Below are 23,030 nucleotides of genomic sequence, written 5' to 3'. Positions count from 1 at the left end.
GCTGCTGGTGGGGCTGGTATGCGGGCCCGGTCGGTGGAATGCCGGCGGGTGGCGGGTCGTTGTACATGGTTCACCGGCGTGGACGGGCGGCAGTTGAGCTTTCCGCCGGTGGTGAGTCTTTCCCCCTTGTTGTGTGGCGGGTGCCGTGACGGTGCTCGTACCCCCTGGCACTGTGTTGTTTCCCCCTGGGGTGCCGGGGTGTCGACCCCCTGATGGGAGTTCCCCCATGAACACGTTGAATCTGTCGATGCTGCGTAAGGGTGTGCTGGGTGTGGCCGGTGTGGCGTTCGCCGCCGGTGTGGTCGCCGGTCCGGTCGCCGCGGCGACGGTGGAGTCCCCGGCGCAGGCCGCTACTCCGGTGGCGGTGGCGGTGCAGGGCGACAAGCCCGACACGGGCAGGTTGATGCCGCATGGTGTGCGGGGTGAGCAGTCCCGGATCCCTCTGGATGCCGAGCAGACCGGCAACGTGAAGGCGATCATCGCGGCGACGAAGAAGGCCGGGATGGACGAGCGGGCCGCCGTGGTCGCGATCGCCACGAGCCTGCAGGAGTCGAAGCTGGAGAACCTGGGTCATCTGGGTGACCGCAACGACCACGACTCGCAGGGTCTGTTCCAGCAGCGCCCGTCGAGTGGGTGGGGCACGGTCGAGCAGATCACCGACCCCGAGTACTCCACGACGGCGTTCCTGAAGGGTCTGAAGCAGGTCGACGGGTGGCAGGACATGCCCCTGACGAAGGCCGCCCAGACCGTGCAGGTGTCGGCGTACCCGGACCACTACGCCCAGTGGGAGACCCAGGCCGCCGACCTGGTCGCCGAGCACTGGACCAGCTGACCCACACGTTGGGCCGGCACCCCGAACCCGGGGTGCCGGCCCACACGCGTCCCCGCCGGATCAGGTGGCCGAGATGGTGCCGGTCATCAGCAGCGCCAGCACGAGGGTGCCGAGGGCCACCCGGTAGAGGACGAACACGTACAGGGTGTGGTGCGCGACGTAGCGGAGCAACCAGGCGATCGCCGCGTACCCGATGGCGAAGGCGATCACGGTCGCCACCACCATCTGGGCCACGCTGGGGACCGAGGTCCCGGGTGCGGCCGGCTCGAAGACGTCACCCAGGCTGAACACGCCGGACATCACCACGGCCGGGATGGCCAGCAGGAACGAGTAGCGGGCCGCCGCCTCCCGGGTCAGGTTGAGCAACAGGCCGGCGGTGAGCGTACCGCCGGACCGGGAGACCCCCGGGATCAGCGCCATCGCCTGGGCGAAGCCCATCACGACACCGTCGGACATCCGGAAGTTCGCCAGGGTGCGGGTCTGCCGGCCCCAGTACTCGGCGAAGGCGAGCACGAACGCGAAGACGATGAGCGTGGTGGCCACCAGCCAGAGATTGCGCGCGGCGGTCTGGATCTGGTCCTTGAACAGGAAACCGAAGGCGCCGATCGGGATCGAGCCGACGATCACGTACCAGCCCATCCGGTAGTCGAGGCTGGAGCGGACCGACCTGTCGCGGATGCCGACCAGCCAGACCCGGGTGATCCGCCAGATGTCCTTGGCGAAGTAGATCAGCACGGCCGCCTCGGTGCCGAGCTGGGTCACCGCCGTGAACGACGCCCCGGCGTCCCGCTCGAAGAAGATCGCCGACGTGATCCGCAGGTGGCCGGACGAGCTGACCGGAAGAAACTCGGTGAGACCCTGGACGATGCCGAGAACGATCGCCTCGATCCAGCTCACTCGCCCACTCCCGCGAGTTCCAGCGCCTCGGCGCAGGTACGCAGGGTCTGCACCCCGCTCTCCCGGTCGGCGACGAAGAGGGTCAGCGACAGGGTGGTGACGCCGGCGGCGGCGTACTCGCGCATCCGCTCGGCGATGCGCTCCTTTCCGCCGAGCAGCGAGGTGCGGTCGATGAACTCCGTCGGCACCGCGGCGGCGGCGTCCCGCTGCCGCTTGGCGAGGTAGAGATCCTGCACCTCGCGGGCCGCGTCGCCGTAGCCCATCCGGGTGGCGAGCTGGTTGTAGAAGTTCTGCTGGCGGCTGCCCATGCCGCCGACGTAGAGCGCGGCGTAGAAGCGGACCAGCTCGGCACAGGCGGCGACGTCGTCACCGACCACCACCGGCACCGACGGTACGACGTCGAAGCCGGCCAGCTCCTTGCCGGCCTTCGCCCGGCCGGCGCGTACCGCCGCGAGCTGTTCCTCGGCGTACTCCGGCGCGTAGAAGACGGCCAGCCAGCCGTCGGCGATCTCCCCGGCCAGTTCCAGGTTCTTCGGGCCCACGGCGGCGAGGTAGATCGGGATGTGCTCGCGCGGCGGGCGGAAGCCGAGCCGGAGCGCCTTGCCGGGGCCGTCGGGCAGCGGGAGTGTGTAGTGGTCGCCGTCGTAGGCGACCTCCTTCCGGCCGATGGCGAGCTTGACGATGTCGACGTACTCGCGGGTCCGGGCGAGGGGCTTGGCGAACCGGACGCCGTGCCACCCCTCCGAGACCTGCGGGCCGGAGACCCCCAGGCCGAGCCGGAACCGGCCACCGGACAACGCGTCGATGGTGGCCGCGGTCATCGCGGTCGCCGCCGGGGTCCGCGCCGGGATCTGCATCACCGCGCTGCCCACGTCGATCCGTTCGGTCTGCCCGGCAATCCACGCCAGCATGCTCGGCGAGTCGGAGCCGTAGGCCTCCGCCGTCCACACCACCGAATAGCCGAGCCGGTCCGCCTCCTGGGCCAGAGCCAGGTGGTCTGCCGGCGTGCTCCACGCCGTCTGGTATCCGAGGCTGAGCCCGAGTCGCATGGTCCTCCCCCATCCCGCACCACGAGTCGCACCAGGTTACGCAATGCCGGCAACGGGACCGACCACCGCCTCGCTCCCATGGGAGCGCGCCCGGACGTACCCGGCACGCATGGCCGGGACGGTCGGAGAGTTGACGGAGGCGAGGATGTCGGTGCGCGCCGGTTCGAAATAAGGTTCATTCATGCAACAGCGACCGCTCGGCCGAAGCGGGCTGGCGGTTTCCCGGCTCGCGCTCGGCACCATGACCTGGGGTCGGGACACCGACGCCGACGATGCGGCCGCCCAACTGAAGGGCTACCTCGACGCGGGCGGCAACCTGGTCGACACCGCCGACGTCTACGGCGACGGGGACGCCGAGTCGGTGATCGGTTCGCTGCTGGGCACCCTCGTGCCCCGCGACGACCTGCTCATCGCGACCAAGGCCGGTCTGCGGCCGGGCACCCGCCGCCGGGACGGATCCCGGGGGCACCTGCTACGGACGTTGGACGCCTCGCTGCGCCGGCTCGGCACCGACCACGTCGACCTGTGGCAGGTGCACGGATACGACCCGGACACCCCACTGGAGGAGACGCTGTCGGCGCTCGACCACGCGGTCACCAGCGGGCGGGTCCGGTACGTGGGGGTGTCGAACTTCTCCGGCTGGCAGACCGCCCGGGCCGCCGCGTGGCAGGCGGCCTACCCCGGCCGCGCGCCGGTGGTCGCCGCGCAGGTCGAGTACTCGCTGCTGGAGCGGGGGGTCGAACGGGAGGTACTGCCGGCCTGCGCCGCCATGGGGCTCGGGGTGCTGCCCTGGTCGCCACTGGGCCGGGGGGTGCTCACCGGTAAGTACCGGCACGGCCGTCCGGCCGACTCGCGCGCCACCTCGTCGCACTTCGCTCCGTTCGTCGCGCCCTACCTGGAGCCGCGCTGCTCCAGCATCGTGGAGGCGGTGGCCACCGCCGCCGGCGGGCTCGGCGTGTCACCGCTGGAGGTGGCGCTGGCCTGGGTCCGGGACCGGCCCGGCGTGGTCGCGCCGATCCTCGGCGCGCGGACCGTCGGTCAGCTGCTCGGCGCGTTGCAGGTCGATCGGATCACCCTGCCGGAGGAGATCACCACGGCGCTCGACGACGTCTCGGCGGTCGAGGTCGGCTACCCGGAACGCGCCGGCTGACCGCCCCGGCCGGCCCGTCGGGCCAGGTCACCGGCCCGGCCGCGCAGGTGCCGTGGACGCGGCACCCGGCACGGTGGCGCGGCTGACCCGACGGGGTGGCGCCACGTCGCCGGGCTGGGCAGCATAGGCGGCATGGACTACGAGTACGCGCCGCTGCGGCTACCGCCGAACGTCGACCGGGTGACCGCCGCGGTGCAGCTGGCGATCCAGGCCGAGTACGCCGGCTGGGAGCTGGCCCGGGTACGGCTGTACCGGGACGGCACCCGGCAGGTGGTACTGCGTCGCCGTCGGGTCAACCAGCCACAGCCGGGCCTGTCCTACTGACGGCGCCGCCGACGGCGGACCCGTCCCGCACCGACGCCACGGGCCGTTCGGCTCGGCCCGTGGCGTCCGACGGGGCACTCAGTGCGTGTGCCCCAGTTCGTCCTCGTCCAGGTCGAGGAAGGGGTGTTCGTCGAGCCGGCCGACCAGGCGGTCGTCGGCAGCCGGCTGGAAGGGGCCGACCGGGTCGTCGTCGTCGAACGACTCCAGGTCGACCGGGGTGCCCACCTCGCTGACCATCACCACCCCGTCGAGCGGCTCCAGCTCGGGAACGTCCAGCGCGCTGAGCGAGCCGTCGCCGCTCTGCAGCAGCTCCAGCACCGCCTCGCCGACGCCCTCGACCGGGGCCGGCTCGTCGTCGGCCGGGGTGCCCTCCCGACGGGCCACCTCCGCGGCACGGATCAGCGCCGACACGCTCGGCACCCGGAAGTCGCGGCGCTGACGTACGGAGATCACCTGCGGGTGCGGGTCGGTGGGCTCGGCGCCCTCGCCGTCCGGGCCGAAGTGCGCGTCGGCCTCGTTCGGGTCGATCGACTCCACGTCCCACGGAGTGACCTCGCCGAAGGCGTCGAGGAGCTGCTCGTCGTAGGCGAAGGAGGCGTTGTTCAACTCGACGTACGCCTGCCAGACGTCGTCGTCGTCGACCCGGCCCTGGGCGGCGCGGACCGCGGCCAGGTGCCGGCGGGCCGCGTCGATCACCCGCTCGAGGGCAGCGTCCAGCTCAACGTGCTGGTCGGTCATGTGAGGAAGTCCCTTTCGCGATGGGGGGAAGAAGCCGTACCGGTGGCGCGTCGCGGCGCGGTGCCGGTCAGCAGGTGCGGAGGAACCGGTCGAGAACCCGCACGCCGAACTGTAGTCCGTCCACCGGAACCCGCTCGTCGATGCCGTGGAAGAGCGCGGAGAAATTCAGGTCGGGCGGCAGCCGGAGCGGGGCGAACCCGAAGCAGCGGATGCCGAGCTGGGCGAACGCCTTGGCGTCGGTGCCGCCGGAGAGCATGTACGGCACCGGCCGGGCCCCCGGGTCCTCGGCGCGCAGCGCGGCGGACATCGCCTCCACCAGCGCCCCGTCGAAGGTGGTCTCCAGGGCGGGCTGGCGCTGGATGTACTCGATGTCGATGCCCGGGCCGACCAGCTCGCGCAGCTGCTGTTCCAGCATCTCGGACTGGCCGGGCAGGCTGCGGCAGTCGATGGTGGCGGTGGCCCGGCCGGGGATGACGTTGTCCTTGTAGCCGGCGGCCAGCCGGGTCGGGTTGGCGGTGCTGCGGACGGTGGCGCCGATGATGTTGGCGATCGGGCCCAGCCGGGCGATCGCGGTCTCCGGGTCGTCCGGGTCGAGCTCGACGCCGAGCACCTCGGAGACCGCCTCCAGGAACGCCCGGACGGTCGGGGTGACGGTCAGCGGGAAACGGTGTCGACCGATCCGGGCGACCGCCTCGGCGAGCGCCGTGACCGCGTTGTCGTCGTGCACGAACGAGCCGTGCCCGGGACGCCCCTTGGCGTGCAGCCGCAGCCAGTCGATGCCCTTCTCGGCGGTCTCGATGAGGTAGAGCCGGGTGGCGTCGTCCACGGTGTAGGAGAAGCCCCCGACCTCGCCGACCGCCTCGGTGCAGCCGTCGAAGAGGTCCCGGTGGCGCTCGGCCAGGAAGTGCGCGCCGTAGTCGCTGCCCGCCTCCTCGTCGGCGGTGTAGCACAGCACGATGTCCCGGGGCGGCCGGACGCCGGTGCGCTGCCAGTGGCGGACCACGGCCAGCACCATCGCGTCGAAGTCCTTCATGTCGATCGCGCCGCGCCCCCACAGGTACCCGTCGCGGATCTCGCCGGAGAAGGGGTGCACCGACCACTCGTCGGCGTCGGCGGGGACGACGTCGAGGTGGCCGTGCACCAGCAGGGCGCCCCGCCCCGGGTCGGCGCCGGGGATCCGGGCGACCAGGTTGGCCCGGCCGGGGGCCGACTCCAGCAGGGTGGCGTCGACGCCGACCTCGGCCAGCTTCTCCGCGACGTACTCGGCCGCCTGCCGCTCGCCGGCGCTGGTGGCGTTGTCGCCGGTGTTGGTGGTGTCGATCCGCAGCAGGTCACGGCAGAGTGCCACGACCTCGTCGGTGGGCTCGGGCACGGCGGGTACGGGGTCGGTCATGGCGTTCTTCTTACCAGCCGCACCGCGCCCGCCACGAGACCCGTACGCGTCAGTGGGCCGGCCGTGAGCGGCGCGGGGCCGTCCACCCGCTCCCGTTTCGGAGGCGGGCCGGTTTCGGACGGCTGCCGGTCGGGTACCGCCGCTGGCGTCCCGTACCGCCCGGCGTCGGCGCCGCTCGCCGCCGGTCGGGTCCGCTCCGTGCGAGGAGGCACCCATGAGCGTCCCGCTGCCGCCGTTGCCGCCCGCCGAGGGTGACGAAGGGTACCGTCCCGGCGGCCGGAGCGTGGTCGACGTCGTCGACGAGGAACACCGGCGGCTCACCGCGCTGGTCGAGGAGCTGGCCGACCCGGCCACGGACGCCGACCGGCGACGCGCGGTGGCCGACGTGTTCACCGCCGAGGTGTCCCGGCACCTCTCCGGCGAGGAGCAGTACCTCTACCCGGCGCTGCGCGGCGCGCTGCCCGACGGCGCGGAACTGGCCGACCGCGACGTCGAGACCGACACGGCCCTGCGGCGGGCCGTCCGGGCGGCCGACCCGGAACACGCCGCCGACGTACGCCGCCGCTGGCGGCAGCACGTGGCGGCGGTGGAGCCGGCCCTGGGCCGGCTGCGCGGGGTGGCCACCGAGGAGGAGCTGATCCGGCTCGGCAACCGGTTCGCCATCGCCGAGGAGGCGGCCCCGACCCGTCCGCATTCCGGGACGCCGACCGCTCCACCGTGGAACCGGATCGTCGAGCCGGCGGTCGGGGTGGTCGACAAGATCCGCGACGCGGTCACCGGCCGCCCGACATATCCGGCCGACCTCGACCGGGATTGACCAGGCCCACTGCCCAGGTTCCGCCATCCATCGGAACTCTTCGAAACACGAAAGGTCTTCCGGAAGTCCCGACTCGGTCATACCGTCACGTCATGAACCTGGAGTTGCGACATCTCAGGGTGGTCTGCGCGATCGCGGAGACCGGCAGCGTGACCAAGGCGGCCTCGACCCTCGGACTGGCACAACCGGCGCTCACCGCGCAGCTCCAGCGCATCGAGCGGGCGCTCGGCGGTGCGTTGTTCGACCGCGACCGGCGCGGCGCCCGGCCGACCGCGCTGGGCGAGCTGGTGCTGGCCCGGGCCCGGGTGCTGCTGCCGGCGATGAAGGGCCTCCAGGACGAGGCGGCCCGGTTGGCCAGTGCCGGGGACGCGTTGAGCCGGTACCGGTTCGGCGGGGTGAACAGTCCGATCCTGGGCCGGCTGGTGCACCGCATCGCCGCCGAGCAGCCCGCCGCGCCGATCAGCACGTACGCCTCGTGGTCGGTCGACGAGCTGTCCCAGTTGGTCTTCAACGGCAGGCTGGACTACGTGCTGACCGGGGTGTGCGGCGACGCCGCGCCGTCGGCGGAGTTCGGGCTGAGCTGGCGGGAGGTGGCCGTCGACCCGGTCTTCGTGCTGCTGCCCGAGTCCCACCCGCTCGCCGACGGCGACGAGGTCCCGCTGGAGAAGCTGCGGCGCGAGCAGTGGGTGGCCGCGCCCGGCGACGGCTGCTTCGGCGACTGCTTCGCCGCCGCGTGCGCACGCGCCGGCTTCACCCCCCGCAAGGTGTACGAGACGGACGTGCGCGTCTGCATGGACCTGGTCGAGGCGGGCGTGGCGGTGGCGCTGTGCCAGGCCACCTTCCGGCCGGTGCCCGGCCTGGTGACCCGCCGGCTGGCCGGCAACCCGCTGCGCTGGCGGTTGCTGCTGGGCTGGCACCCGGAGTCCCCGGCGGCCCGGTTCGCCAAGGGGGTGCTGGCGACGGCGACGGCCGCGTACACCGACGCCCTCGCGCCGCACCCGGCGTACCTGGAGTGGCTGCTGGACAACCCCGAGTTCGGGGCGCGGCAGCGCACTCCGGTGTAGGCCGGGGTCGGGGCGGCGGAAGCCGGGCCGCCGGGTGCGAAGTCGCGGCGAACGGGTACAGGGTGGACATGACCGACACTGACCGCCCCGGCGACGACCGGGAGACCGCCCGCCGGGCCGCCGCCGCGCACACCGTCGCCGCCCGTGACGTGGAGTCGTTCCTGCGCACCCTGCCGGCCACCCCCGGTCCGGAGCACGTCGCCGAGTACGCCACCCTGCTCAGTCGCGAGGAGCGCGCCCGCGCCGACCGGCAGGCCGCGGTGGACGCGCTCGGCCTGACCGTGGCCAGCATCGAACCGGAGTGAACCCGGGTTGACCGGGGCCGTGGTCAGCGCTCCGCGAGCGGGTCGTGTCCCAGGTCGAGCAGGGCGTGCCGCCACCCGTCGTCGGCGTTGCCGCCGGCCGGCCGGTCCGAGGTCAGGGCGTCGATCCGGGCCACGGCGTCCTGCATGACCCGGATGTCCTCCCCGGTGAGGTCCACCTTGCGCTTGCGGAGCACGGCGAGGATGTGCCGGCCCGGCTCGGGCAGGTCCAGGTCGGGGTTCGGGCCGAACGCCTCCTCCCCCGAGCCACGGGTGAGCAGCCACTGCCGCAACTGCTCCGAGGGCATGTTCACCCGCGCGTGGAAGTCGTCCCAGAGCACTTCCACGTCCGCGTCGACTCGCGTCTCGCGTGCCATCACGCCTCCTCTGCAGGGCCGGGATCGGCCGGTCGCACGTTCTCCGGCAGGGCCGCGGGCCCCTCCGGCGGCACCTGGACCCGGGTCGGGTTCGCCGTCGGTGGAGCCTCGATGCGTTCGGTGGGCTCCACGTCGTCCTGGCTCTCCTCGGGCTCGCTCACCGGCGGCCTCCGTTCGTCGGGACGGTCATCGGGGATGGGTGGTCGTCGCCGGCCGGTACCCGCCCCGCTCGCCGGCGGCCACGTCGAAGGCGAGCTCACCGTCCCGGGCGTCCACGGTCACCCGCTGGCCGGGTGAGATGTCCCCCTCGAGCAGCATCCGGGACAGCCGGTTGTCCAGCTCGCGCTGGATCGTCCGGCGCAGCGGACGGGCCCCGAACTCGGGCTGGTGACCCTGCTCGGCGAGCCAGTCGACGCCCGCCTCGGTGACGTCGACGGTGATGTCCTGCGCGTGCAGCCGGCGCCGGGTCTCCTCCAGCAGCAGGCCGGTGATCTGCCGCAACTGCTCCGCCTCGAGCCGGCGGAAGACGATGATCTCGTCGATCCGGTTGAGGAACTCCGGACGGAAGTTCTCCTGGAGCCGGCGCATCAGCCGCTCGCGCAGTTCGTCCGTCTCCTGCGGGGTGCCGGGTTCCCCGGCACCGAAGCCGACGCTGCGGCTGGCCCCGGTGATCAGCTCCGAGCCGAGGTTGCTGGTCATGATCAGCACGGTGTTCCGGAAGTTCACCGTCCGGCCCTGGCTGTCGGTGAGCCGGCCGTCGTCGAGCACCTGGAGCAGGATGTTGAACACGTCCGGGTGCGCCTTCTCGATCTCGTCGAGCAGCACCACCGCGTACGGGCGACGCCGGACGGCCTCGGTGAGCTGGCCGGCCTCCTCGTACCCGACGTAGCCGGGGGGCGCGCCGACCAGCCGGCTGACCATGTGCCGTTCCCCGAACTCGCTCATGTCCAGCCGGACCATCCGGTCGGCGTCGCCGAACAGCGCCTCCGCCAGGGCCCGGCCCAGCTCGGTCTTGCCGACGCCGGTGGGACCGAGGAAGAGGAAGCTGCCCATCGGCCGGTCCGGATCGGCCAGCCCGGTCCGGGAGCGGCGGACCGCCTCGGCGACCGCGTTCACCGCGTCTTCCTGGCCGACCACCCGTTCGTGCAGGTGCCCCTCCAGGCGCAGCAGCCGGTCCCGTTCCTCCTCGGTGAGCTGGTTGACCGGGATACCGGTGGCCCGGGAGACCACCTCGGCGATCTCCGCCGGCCCGACCTCGGGCACCTGCGGGGCGTCCGTCTCGCCCCTGGCCGCCCTGATCTGTTCCTCGATCTCCTGCAGCCGGTCCCGCAGCGCGGAGGCGCGCTCGTACTGCTCGTCGGCGACCGCCTGCTCCTTGTCCCGGCGCACCTCGTCGAGCTGGCGTTCCAGCTCCCGCACGTCCGCCGCCGGTGTCCGGGTCCGCAGCCGCACCCGCGCGCCGGCCTGGTCGATCAGGTCGATCGCCTTGTCCGGCAGGTAGCGGTCGGTGACGTACCGGTCGGCGAGTTCGGCGGCGGCGACCAGCGACTCGTCGGTGAACCGGACCTGGTGGTGGGCCTCGTACCGGTCGCGCAGGCCACGCAGGATGGCGACGGTGTCCTCGACGGTGGGCTCCGGCACGAGCACCGGCTGGAAGCGGCGGGCCAGCGCGGCGTCCTTCTCGATGCTGCGCCGGTACTCGTCCAGCGTGGTCGCGCCGATGACCCGCAGCTCGCCCCGGGCCAGCGCGGGCTTGAGCATGTTGGAGGCGTCCATGCCCCCCTCGCTGCCGGCCCCACCGGCCCCGACCAGGGTGTGGATCTCGTCCAGGAAGATGATCAACTCGTCGCGGTGGGCGCGGATCTCGTCGATCACCTTCTTCAGCCGTTCCTCGAAGTCGCCCCGGTAGCGGGTGCCGGCGACCAGTCCGGCCAGGTCGAGCTGGATGACCCGCTTGCCGATCAGCGTCTGCGGCACGTCGCCGTCGCAGATCCGCTCGGCCAGCCCCTCGACGATCGCGGTCTTGCCGACGCCGGCCTCGCCGATCAGCACCGGGTTGTTCTTGGTACGGCGGGAGAGGATCTCCACGGCCTGCTCGATCTCGTCGCCGCGGCCGATCACCGGGTCGATCCGGTCGGCCTTGGCGAGGTCGGTCAGGTCCTGGCCGTACTGGTCCAGGGTCGGTGTGCCCCGGTCCGGTCGTGCGCCACTCATCGGTCCCCGCTCCGTCCCCGCCGCCTGCAGGGACTCCGGTTGGATCCGCCCGGCCGCCAGCATCCGCCCGGCCGGCGACTCCGGGTTGAGCGGCAGGGCCATGAGGATGTGTTCGGGGCCGATGTAGTTCGCCCCGATCGCCCGGGCGAGCTGGTGGGCGTCGAGCAGCGCCCGCTTGGCCGCCGGGGTGAGGGAGAGGTTCGGCGGCACCTCGCCGCCGGGCGCCCCGTCGCCCCGGCCGCCGAGCGCGTTGAGCAGGGTGTCCGGATCCGCACCGGCCCGGTTCATCAGGTCGCGTAGCGCCTGGCGTTGCAGGGCCGCCCAGAGCAGGTGGTCGGTGTCCAGGTCGTTGCTACGCCGCTGGGCCGCGCGGCGGGCGGCGTCGGCCAGCAACTCCCGCGCGTCGGCGGTCATCAGACGGGTGATGTCGACCCGGTGCGCGGGTCGGCCACCGCCCTCCCCCCGGCCGAAGTAGCGGGCCAGGAACTCGTCCCACGGGTCGGCGCCGAAGTCAGCGGGTCCCCACATGAGCAGTCCTCCCGAGATCGGCGGCGACAGGATCGACACGCAGGGCTACCCGAGGGTGGCCCCGACAAACGCGTCCGGATGGCAGGGTGGGGACATGGAGACGACCCCGCTGCTGATCGTGGACGCCGCCAACGTCGTCGGGAGCCGCCCCGACGGTTGGTGGCGGGACCGGGTCGGCGCGACCACCCGGCTGCGGGACCGGCTGGTGCCGGTGGGCGGTCGGGGCGTACCGCCGGAACTGCCGGCGCCGGCCGAGGTGGTGCTGGTGGTCGAGGGGGTCGCGCGGGACGTACCGGCCACCGAGGGGGTGCGGGTGGTGTCCGCCGCCGGGTCGGGCGACGACGCGATCGTGGAACTGGTGGGCGCCGAGACCGGACGCCGACGGCTGGTGGTGACCGCGGACCGGGTGCTACGGGAACGGGTCCGGGCACTGGGCGCGGAGGTGTACGGACCCCGCTGGCTGCGCGGCGAGCGTGACACGCCGGGACGCGCCCCCGCCGTGCCCGGGTCACCGGATCCGACCCGGCCGGCCTGACCGTGGTCGAACCCGGCCGGCCCTGACCGGCGGCAAGCGGACAGCGGGGCGGTAACACCCACAGGGCGGATGTTCTCTCCCACACCGGAATAGGCTCTAATGGAGTCCTCCCCGCCCCCCAGGAGGTTTCACCGTGGCGAGCGTCGCCGAGCTCAAGGCCGCCATCGATGTCGCGCTCCAGCAGATCGGTGAAGGTCAGACAGCGGTGCAGGCAGCCGGTGAGAAGCTGGCCGAGGCACAGCAGACCCTCGCCGGCGCGCTGGAGGGCAGCGGGCACGAGACCGTCGAGGCCGCGCAGGCCTCGCTGACCCAGGCCAGCCAGGAGTTGGAGGAGTGTCTCGCCGCGACGCTGGTCGCGGTGGAACAGGCGCAGCTCTACGTCTCGACGCTCTGAGCCCATGTCGATCATCGAGGACATCGGAGCCCAGGTCCGCGCCGCCTCCGACGAGCTGCCGCTGGCGCCGCTGGCCCAGGCACTGGAGAAGTTCGCCCTGGCCGCCGAGCGGCTGCGCTGGGTCCGGCAGGAGTCGTCGAACCCGATGGGGGTGCCGGAGCTGTCCGCCGCCGTGGAGCACGCCGAATCCGCCGGGCACGCCCTGCGGGTGGCGCAGGAGCAGCTCGCCAGCTATCTGGCCGCCATCGGCCTCGGGGCGGACGGCGCCCCGGCGGCGAAGCCGCAGCCCCGCCAGCCGGCGCACGACGCGCCCCGGGACGCCGCACCGCCGGACGGGGACCCGGCCGGGGAACCGACTCCCGCCCCGGCGGTGCGCCGCTGGTGGGCGGTGCGGGTGGCGGAGCTGACCGGCGGCTCGGAGGGCGAGCCGGCCGGTCCGGACGAGCAGGTGGCCGACTCCCGGGAACTGCTGCGCCGGGTGGTCGGCGGGGTGAAGGCCGGCGACCGGACCCGACTGCACACCGAGTTGCGCCGGGCGCACGCCGACGTCGGTCTGGGCCTGGCGACGGTGACGCCGCCACTGCTGCGGGAGCTGGCCAGCGACCTGCTGGGACACCCGCCCAAGGCCACCGACCTGCCGAAACTGCGCAACGAGCTGGACGGTCGGGTGCGTGACCTGCTGCCCGGCCTGCCGCCGCCGGTGCTGGAGACCGTGCTGACCCGGGTCTGCCGGATGCCCCCGCCCCGGCAGCGCTCCGACGACGAGCAGCCGCACCCGGCCGACCCGGCGGTCACCGCCGGGGTGGTGACCGGACTGCTGCTGGCCCGGCTCGGCCGGGACCTGCCGCCCGAGCGGCCCGACGACGAGCGGCCACCGGCCGGATCCGACCGGGACGCGGGCGCGCCGCCGCCCCGGGCGGCCACCGACCCCACACGCGGCAGGACCGGTCCGCATGGCTGACCGTCGAGCCCAGTTGGTGGGGCGCGTCCGGGGGCTGCTCTCCGAGGCGTTGGGCTCGGCCCGGGGCCGGCTGTCCGCCGCGCGGGGCGAGCTGGACGCCGGGCAGGACCGGTTGGCACGGGTGCGGCGGGCCGCCGCGACGGTGCCGCAACGGGTCGGCACCGAACGGGACCGCCGGCTCGCCGAGATCGACTCCCGGTACACCGCACGGATCGCGGAGCTGGCCCGGCTGGCCGCTGCCGCCGCCGAGCGGGAGGCCCCGGGTGCGGCGTCGGCCGACTGGGCGCGGTGGACGCCCACCCCGGCCGGACGGGCCGAACCGCCCGGCGCGGTCCGGATCGGCACCGTCCGGATCCCCGGTGCGGAACCGGTGCCGGCGCTGGTGCCGCTGCTGGACGCCGGGCACGTCCACCTCTCCGGCGACCACAGCCCCGGCGGCGACGCGGTGGTCTCGGCGCTGCTGCTGCGCAGCATCGGCCGGGCCGAGCCGGGCACGGTCCGGCTGATCGGGTACGACCCGGAGCACCTCGGCGGCGGCCTGGCCGGGTTCGCCCCGCTCGGCACCGCCGGGCTGCTCACCTTCGTCGGCCCGGGTGGACTGGCGCGGTTGCTGGACGACCTGGTGGAGCAGATCCGCCGGATCAACGAGACCGTGCTGGCCGGGGAGCACTCCTCCCTGCGGGAACTGGCCTTGGCGACCGGGCGGCGGCCGGAGCCGTGGCGGGTGGCCGTGCTGCTCGGCGGGGACGAACTGTCCCGGCACGAGCGCGGCCAGCTCGACCGGGTGGTCCGGACCGGGGCGGCCTGCGGGGTGCACCTGGTGGTCCGGGGCATCCCACTGCCGGACGACCCGACCGTGCAGCGGGTCCTGGTCGCCCCCGGCGACGTCCGCATCGGCGGGCCGACCGGCCTGCCGGTCCGCCTCGACCCCCCGCCCCCGGCGCCCCTGGTCACCGAGACGTGCCGGCAGGTGGCCGGCACGGTCGCCGCCGGACCGGCCCCGACCCCGTTCACCGAGCTGCTCCCGCCGCCGGAGCAGATGTGGAAGGAGGACTCGTCGACCGCCCTGGTCGCGCCGATCGGCGAGGGGCCCAGTGGCCGCCCGGTGCTGCTGACCCTCGGCGACTACCCGCCGCACGCCCTGATCGGCGGTCCCTCCGGCACCGGCAAGACCAACCTGATCTTCGCCTGGATCGGGGCCCTGGCCTCCCGCTACTCCCCCGCCGAGCTGGAGTTCTACCTGCTCGACTTCAAGGAGGGGGTGTCCTTCGCCCGGTTCGCGCAGGGGCGGCGGGACCCGAGCTGGCTGCCGCACATGCGCCTGGTCGGGATCAACGTCAACACCGACCGGGAGTTCGGCCTGGCCCTGCTGCGCTTCCTCGCCGAGGAGCTGCGCCGCCGGGCCGACGCCGCCAAGCAGCACGAGGTCACCAAGCTCTCCGAGCTGCGGGCGGTCGACCCGACCGGGCACTGGCCCCGGATCGTGGCGGTGGTCGACGAGTTCCAGATGCTGCTCGCCGGCCGGGACGTGGTCGCCCGGGAGGCCGCCGACCTGCTGGAGGACCTGGCCCGGCGGGGCCGCTCGCAGGGCATCCACCTGGTGCTCGCCTCACAGGACGTGCGCGGCATCGAGGCGCTGTGGGGCCGTCCCGCGCTGGTCGCCCAGTTCACCCTCCGGATCGCGCTGCCGAAGGCGCTGCGCATCCTCGCCGAGCGCAACGACGCCGCCCAGTCCCTGCCCCGGCACCACGCGGTGATCAACGCGGAGTCCGGCATGGTGGAGGGCAACCAGGTGGCCCGTATCCCGTCGGCCAGCGAGTGGGAGACCTGGAGCGAACTCCAGCACCGGCTGTGGCGGATGCGCCCGCCGGACGCCGCCCCGGCCCGCCTCTTCGACGGCGACGCGATCCCCCGGCTCGCCGACGCCCCCGACCACCGCGCCCTGACCCCGGCCCGGCAGCCGGGCGGGCCACGCGGCCCGGTCGCCCTGCTCGGAGAGATCATCGACGTGCAGGCCCGCTCGGCGGCGCTGCGGCTGCCCCGGGCACCCGGACGGAACCTGGCGGTGCTGGGCACCCGGGTCGACGAGGCGTGCGCGGTGCTCGACGCGGCCGGGCGGTCGCTGGCCCGCCAGCACGAACCCGGCTCGGCCCGGTTCTCCATCGCCTGTCTCGACCCGGACGCCGACCACGCCGCCCGCACCCTCTACTCCGACCTCGCCGACGACGCCGCCTGGTACGACGAGGAGACGGTGCCGGAGCTGATGGCCGAGACGGCCGAGGCGCTCACCGCGCCGGGCACCCCGGCCACCCCGCACTACCTGCTGCTCTACGCGGTCGACGCGGCGGCCGGCCGGCTGGGCGCGCGGGTCGGCCGGCGAACCGGGCTGGAGCACCTGCGGCAGATCCTGCACGACGGGCCGGAACGGCGTACCCATGTGCTGGCCTGGTGGCGGGGCGTGGCCCGGATGCGCATCGACCTGGGTGGGCCGGCGTCGCGGACCGACCAGATCGGGGCGTGGGTGGCGCTGGACGTGCAGGGCGGCGAGCTGGGGTCGTCGTTGTACCCGGGCACCGGTGGTCCGGACTGGTACCCGCGCCCGTGGCGGGGGCTCTTCTTCGACCGGGCGGTGCACCGTACCGGGCAGACGATCATCCCCTATGGACTCCCCCGATGAACGAACCGGTCACCAGTGAGTCGTACGCCGCCTGCCTCCGTCGGCTGGCGGAGCTGACCGCGCGGGCGGCGACGCAGCGCGCCGAGGCGGAGAGCTGGCACGAGCGGCAGTGCGCCGCCGCCGAACGGGCCGTCCGGGAGGCCGCCGAGCAGGTCCGGCGGGCCGAGGCAGAGGTCGCCGAGGCCACCGAACTGGTGGAGCGGGTCGACACCGAGGCGAACCACCTGTGGCAGGTGCTGCGCGGCCGGCTGGGTGCCGGGGCCCGGCGCCTGGGTGACCCGCCGGGGCCGGCGCGGGGTGCCTCGGGTGACCCGACGGTGCTGCTGGACCGGGCGCGCGAGCTGCTGGACCGCACCCGGCAGCCGGGGGACCTGCCCGGGTCGGTGAACCCGCTGCTGGCGCTCTGCGGGGTCCTGGGCGCGGTGGTGGCGTACGCGGTGGGGGCCGGCGCGCGGGTCGCGGGCGAGCGGTACGGCGGTGACCTGGCCGTGGGGCTGCCGGTGATCGCGTTGGTCCTCTCGCTGCTCGGGCCGTTGATCGGACTGGGGCCGGCGAAGCTGCTCGCCGACCGGCGACACGCCCTGCTCGGCCCCCGTCCGATGGCGATCGTGCTGGCAGCCGGCCTGGTCACCACCGCGCTCCTGTTCACCGTCGCCCGCTGACCCGGTCACCGGACGGCCGCACGACGCGGCGGGCCGGGCCGCGGTCGGGCCGGACGGTGGGGCCGGGCTGCGGCGGCGGGCCGGGCAGGTGGCCGGTCAGGCGGCGGGGACCAGGACGGCCTCGCGGAGCAGCCGCCGGGCGAGGACGAGCCGATCGGCGTCGTCGTCCAGGCCGGGCAGGTCGCCGGCGCGCCGGACGGCACCGGTGAGCAGGGCCCGTACCGCCTCGGCGCACTGCGCCGGCAGCGAGACGGTGCGGTCGAAGACGCGCAGCGCGACCCGCTCCGGGCCGTCCGGGACGAGCTGCCAGCGCAGTCCGGGCCGGACGGTGAGGGTGCTGTCGACGCTCAGCTCGCGGATCGCGGCGGCCTGGGCCAGCGGGCGGATCGGCGCGGGGCGGGCGGCGGGCCAGGCCCGCTGCCGGAGCCGGCCGGCGACCGCCGTCGGGTCGGCGCGCAGCAGCCAGTCCCGCAGCGCCTCCACCGTCTCGGTCAGTTCGGGTTCGATCGCGTCGGGGTCGGCCACGTCGACGCCGAACGGGAGGGTGGCCCGCAGGCGCGGGTCCTCGGCGGCGAGGGCGAGCAGCTCCTCGACGATCGCGTACCGGGTGAGCGCCCGGACGCCGATGGTCAGGTGCAGCGAGCTGGACTCCTGCGCCTGGGCGCTGTGCAGCCAGCCCCGGGGCAGGTAGAGCGCGTCGCCGGGGGCGAGCACCACGTCCAGCGCGGCCGGCCCCTCGGCGGTGGCCGAGACCTCGTCGGCCCGGCCGCCCCACGGTTGCCGCTCCAGCGGGTCGGGCAGCACCGGCGGGTGGATCCGCCAGCGCTTGCGGCCGTCGACCTGGAGCACGAAGACGTCGTGGGTGTCGTAGTGGGTGGCGAAGCCCTGGTTGCCCGGCGGGGTGAGGTAGGCGTTGACCTGCAACGGCTGCCCGACGGCGAGGCCCAGGTCGCGGGCCAGGTCGATCAACGCCGGCCAGGTGCGGTGCAGCCCCTGGAGGACCAGGGTGGCGCCGTCGGCGTACTGCTGGAGGACGCGTTCGTCGAGGACCTGGTCGCCGATCTCGGCGCCGGCCCCACCACCGCCGGTCCAGCGCGCCGCCGGCACGAGCTGGCCGTCGCGGGCGATCCGGAGGAAGGGGGTACGCAGCCCGCGCCGGCTGAGCAGTTCGTCGGCGTCGGCGGGGCTGAACAGGTCGGTGAAGCCGGCCGGGTTGGGCAGTTCGTCGGCGCGGGACAGCAGCGGGGTGCGTCCCCAGTGGGCGGCGGCGAACTTCGCCGGTTCGACGGCCACGCACCGGGCGAGCGCGGCGACGGCGGCGGACGGCACCGCCGGGCGGCCAGGGCCGCCCGGCGGGTCGATGGTCGTCACTGCCGGTTACCGGGCGCCGCCGTCGGCGCCGCCGTCCTGCTGGCCCGGGGTGGCCCCGCCGTCGGCCGGACCCTCCGCGCCGCCGTCGGCGCCGCCGTCCTGCTGGCCCGGGGTCGCGCCACCGTCGGCCGGACCCTCCGCGCCGCCGTCGGCGCCACCGTCCTGCTGGCCCGGAGTCGCGCCACCGTCGGCCGGACCCTCCGCGCCGCCGTCGGCACCGCCGTCCTGGTGACCGGGGGTGGCACCGCCGTCGGCCGGACCTTCCAGGCCGCCGCCGCTGGTCGTGTTGATGTCGTCGTCGTTCAGTGCCATCGGTGCTCCCTCGGAAGTCGCCGCCCCGTCCTGGGGACGGGGTCTCGTCGTGCAGCCGGTGGTACCCGCCGCGCGATCTTCTCTAACCACACGGTAGGTGGCTCCTCCCGGGCGTACCGGCGGTTCCGGTCAACCGGTCGGTGGTCCGGCACGGGATGCCCGGCCGCCCCGACGGCCCAACCGCGGGCCGTCGGGCCGGGCGAGCTGGCTCAGGGAATCATCCGGGCCAGGTCGCGGGGCATGGTGGCACGTACGTCGTCCCACTCGCCCTGGGTGACGTGCCGGCGCAGGGTGTCCAGCACCACCTGCACGACCCGTTCCGGGCCACCGTCCGTCTCGTACGGGAAGCCCTGCCGGACCTCGTAGAGGAAGTCGTCCCGGTTGAGCTTGACCGGCACGTTCGACGGGTCCCAGCCGTCGAAGTAGACCCCCCGGACCATCACCGGCAGCTGCGCGGAGAACTCCACGCTCTCCTGCACCGGCATCCGGTCGCGCAGCAGGTGCAGCACCGTGCGCAGGGCCGCGAAGGACTGGTTCCGGCGCTCCTTCGACCAGCCGTAGGCCTGCTCGATGTCCTTGAGGATCAGATTGGTCTTGTCCAGCGATGACTCGAACACCGAGTTCGGTTCGTTAGCCATGTGCCCACCCCCGTCCGTCGGTCTCCCACCGTCCATGGTCGTCGCGGCGTGCGCGGCGGTAACCGCACACCATCGCCACGATCGCCGGGGACCGGGTGAGGCAGCGTCACCCCCACCGGGTGAATCGGGCCGGTGGCCGGCGTCCGAGGTGCGCGGCCGGGGTGGTTCAGTCGACGTCGAGCAGCCGGGCCAGCGTGGCCGCGTTGGTCTGCGCGTAGTCGCGGTAGCAGTTGTTCAGGAGCACGTGCGTGCGCTCGACCCGCCCGGCCAGTTCGCGCAGCCTCGGCGCCCAGGCGCGCAGTTCCCGGTCCGAGTAGTGGTAGCCGAACTTCTCGTGGATGTCCTTGCTGGTCCACTTGTCACTGTGGCCGTGGAACCGGACCACGGCCAGGTCGGTGGTGGCCGCGAGCACCGGTGGGACCGACGAGCGGTGTCCCTGGGGCATGTCCACGCAGACGTACGTCAGCTCGTGCCGGCGCAGGAAGTCGAGGGTCTCGTCGGCGTTGTCCCCGGCGAACCACGAGGCGTGCCGGAACTCGAAGGCCGGACGCAGCGGGGCACACCGCCGCGCCACCTCCAGCAGGTACTGCTTGTTCTCCCGCCGGATGGTGAACCAGGGCGGGAACTGGAACAGCAGCGCGCCGAGCCGGCCTGCGGCGACCAGCGGGTCCAGGGCGGTGAGGAACCGGGTCCAGACCTCCTCGTACGCCTGGGCCGGCAGGTCGCCCGGGTAGAGGTGCCGCTTCTCCGTCTCCGGGCGCAGGTCCTTGTGCAGGGCGGCCACCCGGGTGGGGTGTCCGGTGAGGAGGCTGAACGCCTTGACGTTGAAGGTGAACCCGGCCGGGGTGCGCTCGGCCCAGAGCCGGGCGGTCCGCTCGGCCGGGGGCGCGTAGTAGGTGGCGTCCACCTCGACCAGCGGAAACCGGCTGGCGTAGTGGGCCAGCCGCTTCTCCGGGGTGTCCGCGTCCGGCGGGTACCACCCGGATTCGAGCAGGGTCGCGTCCGTCCAGGAGGCGGTGCCGACCAGGATCCGGCCCACGGCGGTCAACTCCACCGCCCCGGCGGTGCGACCGGGGCGGTGGGTGGCGTGACCGGACTCAGGCGGCCCGCCGTTCCCGGGACTGCTTGCAGCTGACGCACGTGGTGGCGGACGGGAAGATCTCCAGCCGCTCGACCGGGATCGGGTCGGAGCAGCCCTCGCAGTGGCCGTACGTGCCCTCCTCCAGCCGGGCCAGGGCGTGCTCGAACTGCGCCCGCCGGTCGAGGATGGTCCGCAGCAGGGACTGCGCGGTGTCCCGTTCGGCGGTCTTGGTGCCGCTGTCGGCCTGGTCGTCCCCGGCGGTGTCGCCGACCTCCACCAGCCGGAGCACCTGGCTCTCCTGCATGGTCTGCTCGTACTCCCCGGAGAGTTCGTCGTAGCGGGCCTGCAGGGCGAGGCGGATCCGGTCGATATCCTCCTGGGATCGCCCCGTTCCGACCGTGTCGTGGACGAGCATCGCTGTCTGCCTTTCCTCGGGCTCGTCGGACCCCGGACAACCGGGTGTACACCCGGCGACGGTCCGCTTGTGAGCCGGGCGATTACCCAGGCCCCGCGAGGATCAAACCGGCGACTCTCCGGCGGTCGGGCCGGCGTCGACCCGCCCGGTCCGCGCCCCGGCCGACGCGGTCCCCGCCGACGGCGGCCCCCCGGCCGCCGCGCCCCGGGTTCCGGCTGCTCACCGCGTCGGGGCGGGATCGACCAGTGCCGGGTGCCGGGGGTCGTCGACCCGGACCACCACGTCGGCGAAGGACTCCGGGGCGACCTCCTCGGTGTAGCGGGCGAAGGCGGGCAGGGTCCACGCCTGCTCGGGTTCGGTGCGGCGGCGCAGCGCGGCCGGCGAGAGCGCCAGGTGGACGGTGACGTCGAACGGGAGCCCGCCGCCGAGCAGCAGCGGGCCGCTGACCAGGACCACCCCGCCGGGCGGGAGACGCACGTACCCGACCCGGCTGGCCCGGTCCGTGCGGGCGTCCCAGAGCGAGGGCAGCAGTTGGCCGGTGCCGGCGGGACCGGCCGGGTCCAGGACCTCGCGGCGCAGCCCGGCCTCGTCGAACCAGCCCAGGTAGTACGCGTCGGGGTTGGTGCGGCCGTGTTCCAGGCGGACCGAGGCCGGGCGGAGGAAGTCGGCGGTGCGGACGTGCAGCACCGGACGGCCGGCGGCGCGCAGCGGGTCGACCAGCGCCCCGGCCAGGGCGTCCGGTTCGGCGGCGGGCGGGCCGTCCACCGCGACCCGCAACCGGCCGGCGACCGGGGTGCCGACCAGCCGGTCGGTCAACGCGACGACGAGCCGTTCGGGTGAGATCGGTCGGATCCGCATCCGCCCATGGTGCCGGACCGGGCCGAGGCACACCCCGGACCACGCGACGGAGCCGGACGGCGTCAGCCGGTGCGGTCGACGGTGACCCGCGCGTCGTCGGCGAGCCGGTAGCCGACGCCGTAGACCGTGGTGACCAGGGGGACGTCCACCCCGACCTTGCCGCGCAGCCGCCGGACGTGCACGTCGACGGTGCGCACCCCGGCGTGTTCGTACCCCCAGACGGCGTTGAGCAGTTGCAGCCGGGTGAAGACCCGCCGGGGGTGGACCACCAGGTGCAGCAGCAGGTCGAACTCCAACCGGGTCAGCGGCAACGGCTCCCCGTCGCGCAGCACCGACCGGGAGGCGGCGAGGATGTGCAGCGCCGGCACGGTCGGGGCGGCCGAGGGCCGGGACGGCGTCCGGCCGGCCGGAACGGGATCCGGGCGGCGCTCCTGGGCGGGGCCGGTGGTGACGATCCCCTCCCCCCGTTCCAGCAACTCCCGGGCCGCCTCGAGCAGCCGGCGGGCGGGCGGGGTGAGCGCCTCCTCGGAGGCCAACGGGATGGACAGGGTCACGGTGAGGACCGGGGCCGCTGTGCTGGAGGGTCGACGCTGACCGGCGGGAGGACGACCGGGAACCACGGGCTGGGACGTATGCCATCCGGCGCGCGACGAGGCGGGGCTGACCGACATGGTCCTCCTTGGCTGGTCCAGTGTCTCCCCACGGCCCGGGAACGCTCCTGTGATCGATATTTCCCGGTCCCTGTACGAGAATCAAGGGCGGCCGTGTTGCTGGAATGTGACAATCGGCGAACTCATCGGAGCCGACTGCTCGCTCTGCGTACGGCGCTTGATGATTACAGCAGAAGGGCCGGGATGATCCGATGCGGGGGTGCCTTGCGGCTTTCACATCCTTCTGACGGCGCTTGGGGGAGATCCGGGCCGGCCGGTGGCCTCAGTGGTCGCGGTCGATGAGCAGAGGGGCGTCGTCGGCGAGCCGGTAACCGACTCCGTGGACGGTGGTCACCAGCGGGACGTCCTCGCCGACCTTGGCGCGCAGCCGGCGGACGTGCACGTCCACCGTTCGCGTGACGGAGTGTTCGTGGCCCCAGACGCCGGCCAGCAGTTGCCGCCGGGTGAAGACCCGGCGTGGGTGCTCGGCGAGGAAGAGCAGCAGGTCGAACTCGATGCGGGTCAGGCCGAGGACCCGGGAGCCCCGGCGCACGTTCCGCGCGGCGACCGAGAGGACCAGCGTGCCCGGCCCGGACGGGCGGGGTCGGGGCGTCGGTTCCGGGCCGCGCACGGCGACGGGGACGGCAGCCGGCGGACGGTCCGCGCCGTGCACCCGCAGGACCCCCTCGCCGGTGGCGGCCAACTCGTTGAGCAGTTCGACCAGGCGGGGGGTCACCGCATCGGGCGCGACGTCGACGGTGATGGTCAGGACCGGGGTCGCCCGGGGCCGC

26 protein-coding genes are annotated in these 23,030 nt (G+C 74.1%); 11 read left to right on the top strand and 15 right to left on the bottom strand.

What is annotated here, in order from left to right; translation table 11 throughout:
• Nucleotides 1–226: 226 nt before the first annotated feature.
• A complete protein-coding gene (locus IGA62_RS24590; RefSeq protein ID WP_145818662.1) occupies nt 227–832 on the top strand; it encodes a hypothetical protein in 606 nt (201 codons plus the stop codon).
• Nucleotides 833–892: 60 nt separating this feature from the next.
• Here the strand turns inward: IGA62_RS24590 and IGA62_RS24585 are convergent, their stop codons facing one another.
• Entirely contained in the window at nt 893–1,729 is an 837-nt protein-coding gene (locus IGA62_RS24585; RefSeq protein ID WP_145818663.1) for an undecaprenyl-diphosphate phosphatase, read from the bottom strand.
• Nucleotides 1,726–2,778, bottom strand: coding sequence for an LLM class F420-dependent oxidoreductase (locus IGA62_RS24580; RefSeq protein WP_145818664.1), 1,053 nt, complete (start codon nt 2,776–2,778; stop codon nt 1,726–1,728). The genes IGA62_RS24585 and IGA62_RS24580 overlap by 4 nt, the downstream gene beginning before the upstream one ends.
• 181 nt (nt 2,779–2,959) lie before the next feature.
• Here IGA62_RS24580 and IGA62_RS24575 point away from each other — a divergent pair, with 181 nt between their 5' ends.
• Entirely contained in the window at nt 2,960–3,928 is a 969-nt protein-coding gene (locus tag IGA62_RS24575) for an aldo/keto reductase (RefSeq protein ID WP_091462503.1), read from the top strand.
• Nucleotides 3,929–4,060: 132 nt separating this feature from the next.
• The gene (locus IGA62_RS24570) at nt 4,061–4,252 is read left to right on the top strand and encodes a DUF5703 family protein (RefSeq protein WP_088984700.1); all 192 of its coding nucleotides are present in this window, start codon (nt 4,061–4,063) and stop codon (nt 4,250–4,252) included.
• 78 nt (nt 4,253–4,330) lie between these two features.
• Here IGA62_RS24570 and IGA62_RS24565 read toward each other — a convergent pair whose 3' ends face one another.
• Complete coding sequence (locus tag IGA62_RS24565; RefSeq protein WP_145818665.1) at nt 4,331–4,990, bottom strand: hypothetical protein; 660 nt, start codon at nt 4,988–4,990, stop codon at nt 4,331–4,333.
• Between the two features lie 67 nt (nt 4,991–5,057).
• Entirely contained in the window at nt 5,058–6,383 is a 1,326-nt protein-coding gene (locus IGA62_RS24560) for a M20/M25/M40 family metallo-hydrolase (protein WP_091462505.1), read from the bottom strand.
• 214 nt (nt 6,384–6,597) lie between these two features.
• Here IGA62_RS24560 and IGA62_RS24555 point away from each other — a divergent pair, with 214 nt between their 5' ends.
• The 3 genes from IGA62_RS24555 (at nt 6,598) to IGA62_RS24545 (ending at nt 8,569) form a co-directional block, all read left to right on the top strand.
• Nucleotides 6,598–7,200, top strand: a complete 603-nt coding sequence (locus tag IGA62_RS24555) for a hemerythrin domain-containing protein (protein ID WP_145818666.1) — start codon at nt 6,598–6,600, stop codon at nt 7,198–7,200.
• A 92-nt stretch (nt 7,201–7,292) separates the two neighbouring features.
• Nucleotides 7,293–8,264, top strand: a complete 972-nt coding sequence (locus IGA62_RS24550; protein WP_190289208.1) for a LysR family transcriptional regulator — start codon at nt 7,293–7,295, stop codon at nt 8,262–8,264.
• A gap of 68 nt (nt 8,265–8,332) precedes the next feature.
• Nucleotides 8,333–8,569, top strand: coding sequence for a hypothetical protein (locus IGA62_RS24545; protein WP_145818667.1), 237 nt, complete (start codon nt 8,333–8,335; stop codon nt 8,567–8,569).
• Nucleotides 8,570–8,592: 23 nt separating this feature from the next.
• Here IGA62_RS24545 and IGA62_RS24540 read toward each other — a convergent pair whose 3' ends face one another.
• From IGA62_RS24540 to IGA62_RS24530, 3 genes are read right to left on the bottom strand one after another with little or no spacing between them, the layout of a single operon-like run.
• Complete coding sequence (locus tag IGA62_RS24540) at nt 8,593–8,943, bottom strand: DUF3140 domain-containing protein (RefSeq protein ID WP_145818668.1); 351 nt, start codon at nt 8,941–8,943, stop codon at nt 8,593–8,595.
• Complete coding sequence (locus IGA62_RS24535; protein WP_176738115.1) at nt 8,943–9,104, bottom strand: hypothetical protein; 162 nt, start codon at nt 9,102–9,104, stop codon at nt 8,943–8,945. The genes IGA62_RS24540 and IGA62_RS24535 overlap by 1 nt, the downstream gene beginning before the upstream one ends.
• A gap of 25 nt (nt 9,105–9,129) precedes the next feature.
• On the bottom strand, nt 9,130–11,685 hold the full coding sequence (locus IGA62_RS24530) for an ATP-dependent Clp protease ATP-binding subunit (RefSeq protein ID WP_145818669.1): 2,556 nt from the start codon (nt 11,683–11,685) through the stop codon (nt 9,130–9,132).
• Nucleotides 11,686–11,779: 94 nt separating this feature from the next.
• Between IGA62_RS24530 and IGA62_RS24525 the strand changes: the two genes are divergently transcribed.
• The 5 genes from IGA62_RS24525 (at nt 11,780) to IGA62_RS24505 (ending at nt 16,914) form a co-directional block, all read left to right on the top strand.
• Nucleotides 11,780–12,220 (top strand): NYN domain-containing protein, encoded by a 441-nt coding sequence (locus IGA62_RS24525; protein WP_232625134.1) that lies wholly within the window; start codon nt 11,780–11,782, stop codon nt 12,218–12,220.
• A 133-nt stretch (nt 12,221–12,353) separates the two neighbouring features.
• The gene (locus IGA62_RS24520; RefSeq protein ID WP_091462511.1) at nt 12,354–12,614 is read left to right on the top strand and encodes a hypothetical protein; all 261 of its coding nucleotides are present in this window, start codon (nt 12,354–12,356) and stop codon (nt 12,612–12,614) included.
• Nucleotides 12,615–12,618: 4 nt separating this feature from the next.
• Nucleotides 12,619–13,575 (top strand): hypothetical protein, encoded by a 957-nt coding sequence (locus IGA62_RS24515; protein ID WP_232624761.1) that lies wholly within the window; start codon nt 12,619–12,621, stop codon nt 13,573–13,575.
• The gene (locus tag IGA62_RS24510) at nt 13,568–16,252 is read left to right on the top strand and encodes an FtsK/SpoIIIE domain-containing protein (RefSeq protein WP_145818670.1); all 2,685 of its coding nucleotides are present in this window, start codon (nt 13,568–13,570) and stop codon (nt 16,250–16,252) included. The genes IGA62_RS24515 and IGA62_RS24510 overlap by 8 nt, the downstream gene beginning before the upstream one ends.
• Nucleotides 16,249–16,914, top strand: a complete 666-nt coding sequence (locus tag IGA62_RS24505) for a hypothetical protein (RefSeq protein ID WP_145818671.1) — start codon at nt 16,249–16,251, stop codon at nt 16,912–16,914. The genes IGA62_RS24510 and IGA62_RS24505 overlap by 4 nt, the downstream gene beginning before the upstream one ends.
• A gap of 96 nt (nt 16,915–17,010) precedes the next feature.
• On the opposite strand, the gene IGA62_RS24500 is transcribed toward IGA62_RS24505, so the two are convergent.
• The 8 genes from IGA62_RS24500 to IGA62_RS30655 all read right to left on the bottom strand — a co-directional run bounded on the left by IGA62_RS24500 (nt 17,011) and on the right by IGA62_RS30655 (nt 23,008).
• On the bottom strand, nt 17,011–18,285 hold the full coding sequence (locus IGA62_RS24500; RefSeq protein ID WP_145818672.1) for a cupin domain-containing protein: 1,275 nt from the start codon (nt 18,283–18,285) through the stop codon (nt 17,011–17,013).
• 6 nt (nt 18,286–18,291) lie between these two features.
• Nucleotides 18,292–18,597 (bottom strand): hypothetical protein, encoded by a 306-nt coding sequence (locus tag IGA62_RS24495; protein ID WP_091462515.1) that lies wholly within the window; start codon nt 18,595–18,597, stop codon nt 18,292–18,294.
• Nucleotides 18,598–18,806: 209 nt separating this feature from the next.
• Nucleotides 18,807–19,235: a DUF2267 domain-containing protein gene (locus tag IGA62_RS24490; protein ID WP_145818673.1), complete on the bottom strand. Its 429-nt coding sequence runs from the start codon at nt 19,233–19,235 to the stop codon at nt 18,807–18,809.
• 166 nt (nt 19,236–19,401) lie between these two features.
• Entirely contained in the window at nt 19,402–20,274 is an 873-nt protein-coding gene (locus tag IGA62_RS24485) for a DUF72 domain-containing protein (protein WP_145822028.1), read from the bottom strand.
• A 58-nt stretch (nt 20,275–20,332) separates the two neighbouring features.
• Entirely contained in the window at nt 20,333–20,731 is a 399-nt protein-coding gene (locus IGA62_RS24480) for a TraR/DksA family transcriptional regulator (RefSeq protein WP_145818674.1), read from the bottom strand.
• A gap of 219 nt (nt 20,732–20,950) precedes the next feature.
• The gene (locus tag IGA62_RS24475) at nt 20,951–21,589 is read right to left on the bottom strand and encodes a nucleoside/nucleotide kinase family protein (protein ID WP_145818675.1); all 639 of its coding nucleotides are present in this window, start codon (nt 21,587–21,589) and stop codon (nt 20,951–20,953) included.
• A gap of 62 nt (nt 21,590–21,651) precedes the next feature.
• On the bottom strand, nt 21,652–22,260 hold the full coding sequence (locus IGA62_RS24470) for a winged helix-turn-helix domain-containing protein (protein ID WP_145818676.1): 609 nt from the start codon (nt 22,258–22,260) through the stop codon (nt 21,652–21,654).
• 262 nt (nt 22,261–22,522) lie between these two features.
• Complete coding sequence (locus IGA62_RS30655; RefSeq protein WP_332838477.1) at nt 22,523–23,008, bottom strand: winged helix-turn-helix domain-containing protein; 486 nt, start codon at nt 23,006–23,008, stop codon at nt 22,523–22,525.
• Between the last annotated feature and the right edge of the window lie 22 nt (nt 23,009–23,030).

Source organism: Micromonospora sagamiensis, from assembly GCF_014680085.1.
In the GTDB taxonomy this organism is placed as follows: domain Bacteria; phylum Actinomycetota; class Actinomycetes; order Mycobacteriales; family Micromonosporaceae; genus Micromonospora; species Micromonospora inyonensis.
This window is presented reverse-complemented; position numbering and strand designations above follow the sequence as displayed.

Coding starts and splice junctions, on each gene's coding strand:
- IGA62_RS24590 (WP_145818662.1), top strand. CDS start 227: ATGAACACGTTGAATCTGTCGATGCTGCGTAAGGGTGTGCTGGGTGTG.
- IGA62_RS24580 (WP_145818664.1), bottom strand. CDS start 2,778: ATGCGACTCGGGCTCAGCCTCGGATACCAGACGGCGTGGAGCACGCCG.
- IGA62_RS24575 (WP_091462503.1), top strand. CDS start 2,960: ATGCAACAGCGACCGCTCGGCCGAAGCGGGCTGGCGGTTTCCCGGCTC.
- IGA62_RS24570 (WP_088984700.1), top strand. CDS start 4,061: ATGGACTACGAGTACGCGCCGCTGCGGCTACCGCCGAACGTCGACCGG.
- IGA62_RS24565 (WP_145818665.1), bottom strand. CDS start 4,990: ATGACCGACCAGCACGTTGAGCTGGACGCTGCCCTCGAGCGGGTGATC.
- IGA62_RS24560 (WP_091462505.1), bottom strand. CDS start 6,383: ATGACCGACCCCGTACCCGCCGTGCCCGAGCCCACCGACGAGGTCGTG.
- IGA62_RS24555 (WP_145818666.1), top strand. CDS start 6,598: ATGAGCGTCCCGCTGCCGCCGTTGCCGCCCGCCGAGGGTGACGAAGGG.
- IGA62_RS24550 (WP_190289208.1), top strand. CDS start 7,293: ATGAACCTGGAGTTGCGACATCTCAGGGTGGTCTGCGCGATCGCGGAG.
- IGA62_RS24545 (WP_145818667.1), top strand. CDS start 8,333: ATGACCGACACTGACCGCCCCGGCGACGACCGGGAGACCGCCCGCCGG.
- IGA62_RS24540 (WP_145818668.1), bottom strand. CDS start 8,943: ATGGCACGCGAGACGCGAGTCGACGCGGACGTGGAAGTGCTCTGGGAC.
- IGA62_RS24530 (WP_145818669.1), bottom strand. CDS start 11,685: ATGTGGGGACCCGCTGACTTCGGCGCCGACCCGTGGGACGAGTTCCTG.
- IGA62_RS24525 (WP_232625134.1), top strand. CDS start 11,780: ATGGAGACGACCCCGCTGCTGATCGTGGACGCCGCCAACGTCGTCGGG.
- IGA62_RS24515 (WP_232624761.1), top strand. CDS start 12,619: ATGTCGATCATCGAGGACATCGGAGCCCAGGTCCGCGCCGCCTCCGAC.
- IGA62_RS24510 (WP_145818670.1), top strand. CDS start 13,568: ATGGCTGACCGTCGAGCCCAGTTGGTGGGGCGCGTCCGGGGGCTGCTC.
- IGA62_RS24505 (WP_145818671.1), top strand. CDS start 16,249: ATGAACGAACCGGTCACCAGTGAGTCGTACGCCGCCTGCCTCCGTCGG.
- IGA62_RS24495 (WP_091462515.1), bottom strand. CDS start 18,597: ATGGCACTGAACGACGACGACATCAACACGACCAGCGGCGGCGGCCTG.
- IGA62_RS24490 (WP_145818673.1), bottom strand. CDS start 19,235: ATGGCTAACGAACCGAACTCGGTGTTCGAGTCATCGCTGGACAAGACC.
- IGA62_RS24480 (WP_145818674.1), bottom strand. CDS start 20,731: ATGCTCGTCCACGACACGGTCGGAACGGGGCGATCCCAGGAGGATATC.
- IGA62_RS24475 (WP_145818675.1), bottom strand. CDS start 21,589: ATGCGGATCCGACCGATCTCACCCGAACGGCTCGTCGTCGCGTTGACC.
- IGA62_RS24470 (WP_145818676.1), bottom strand. CDS start 22,260: ATGTCGGTCAGCCCCGCCTCGTCGCGCGCCGGATGGCATACGTCCCAG.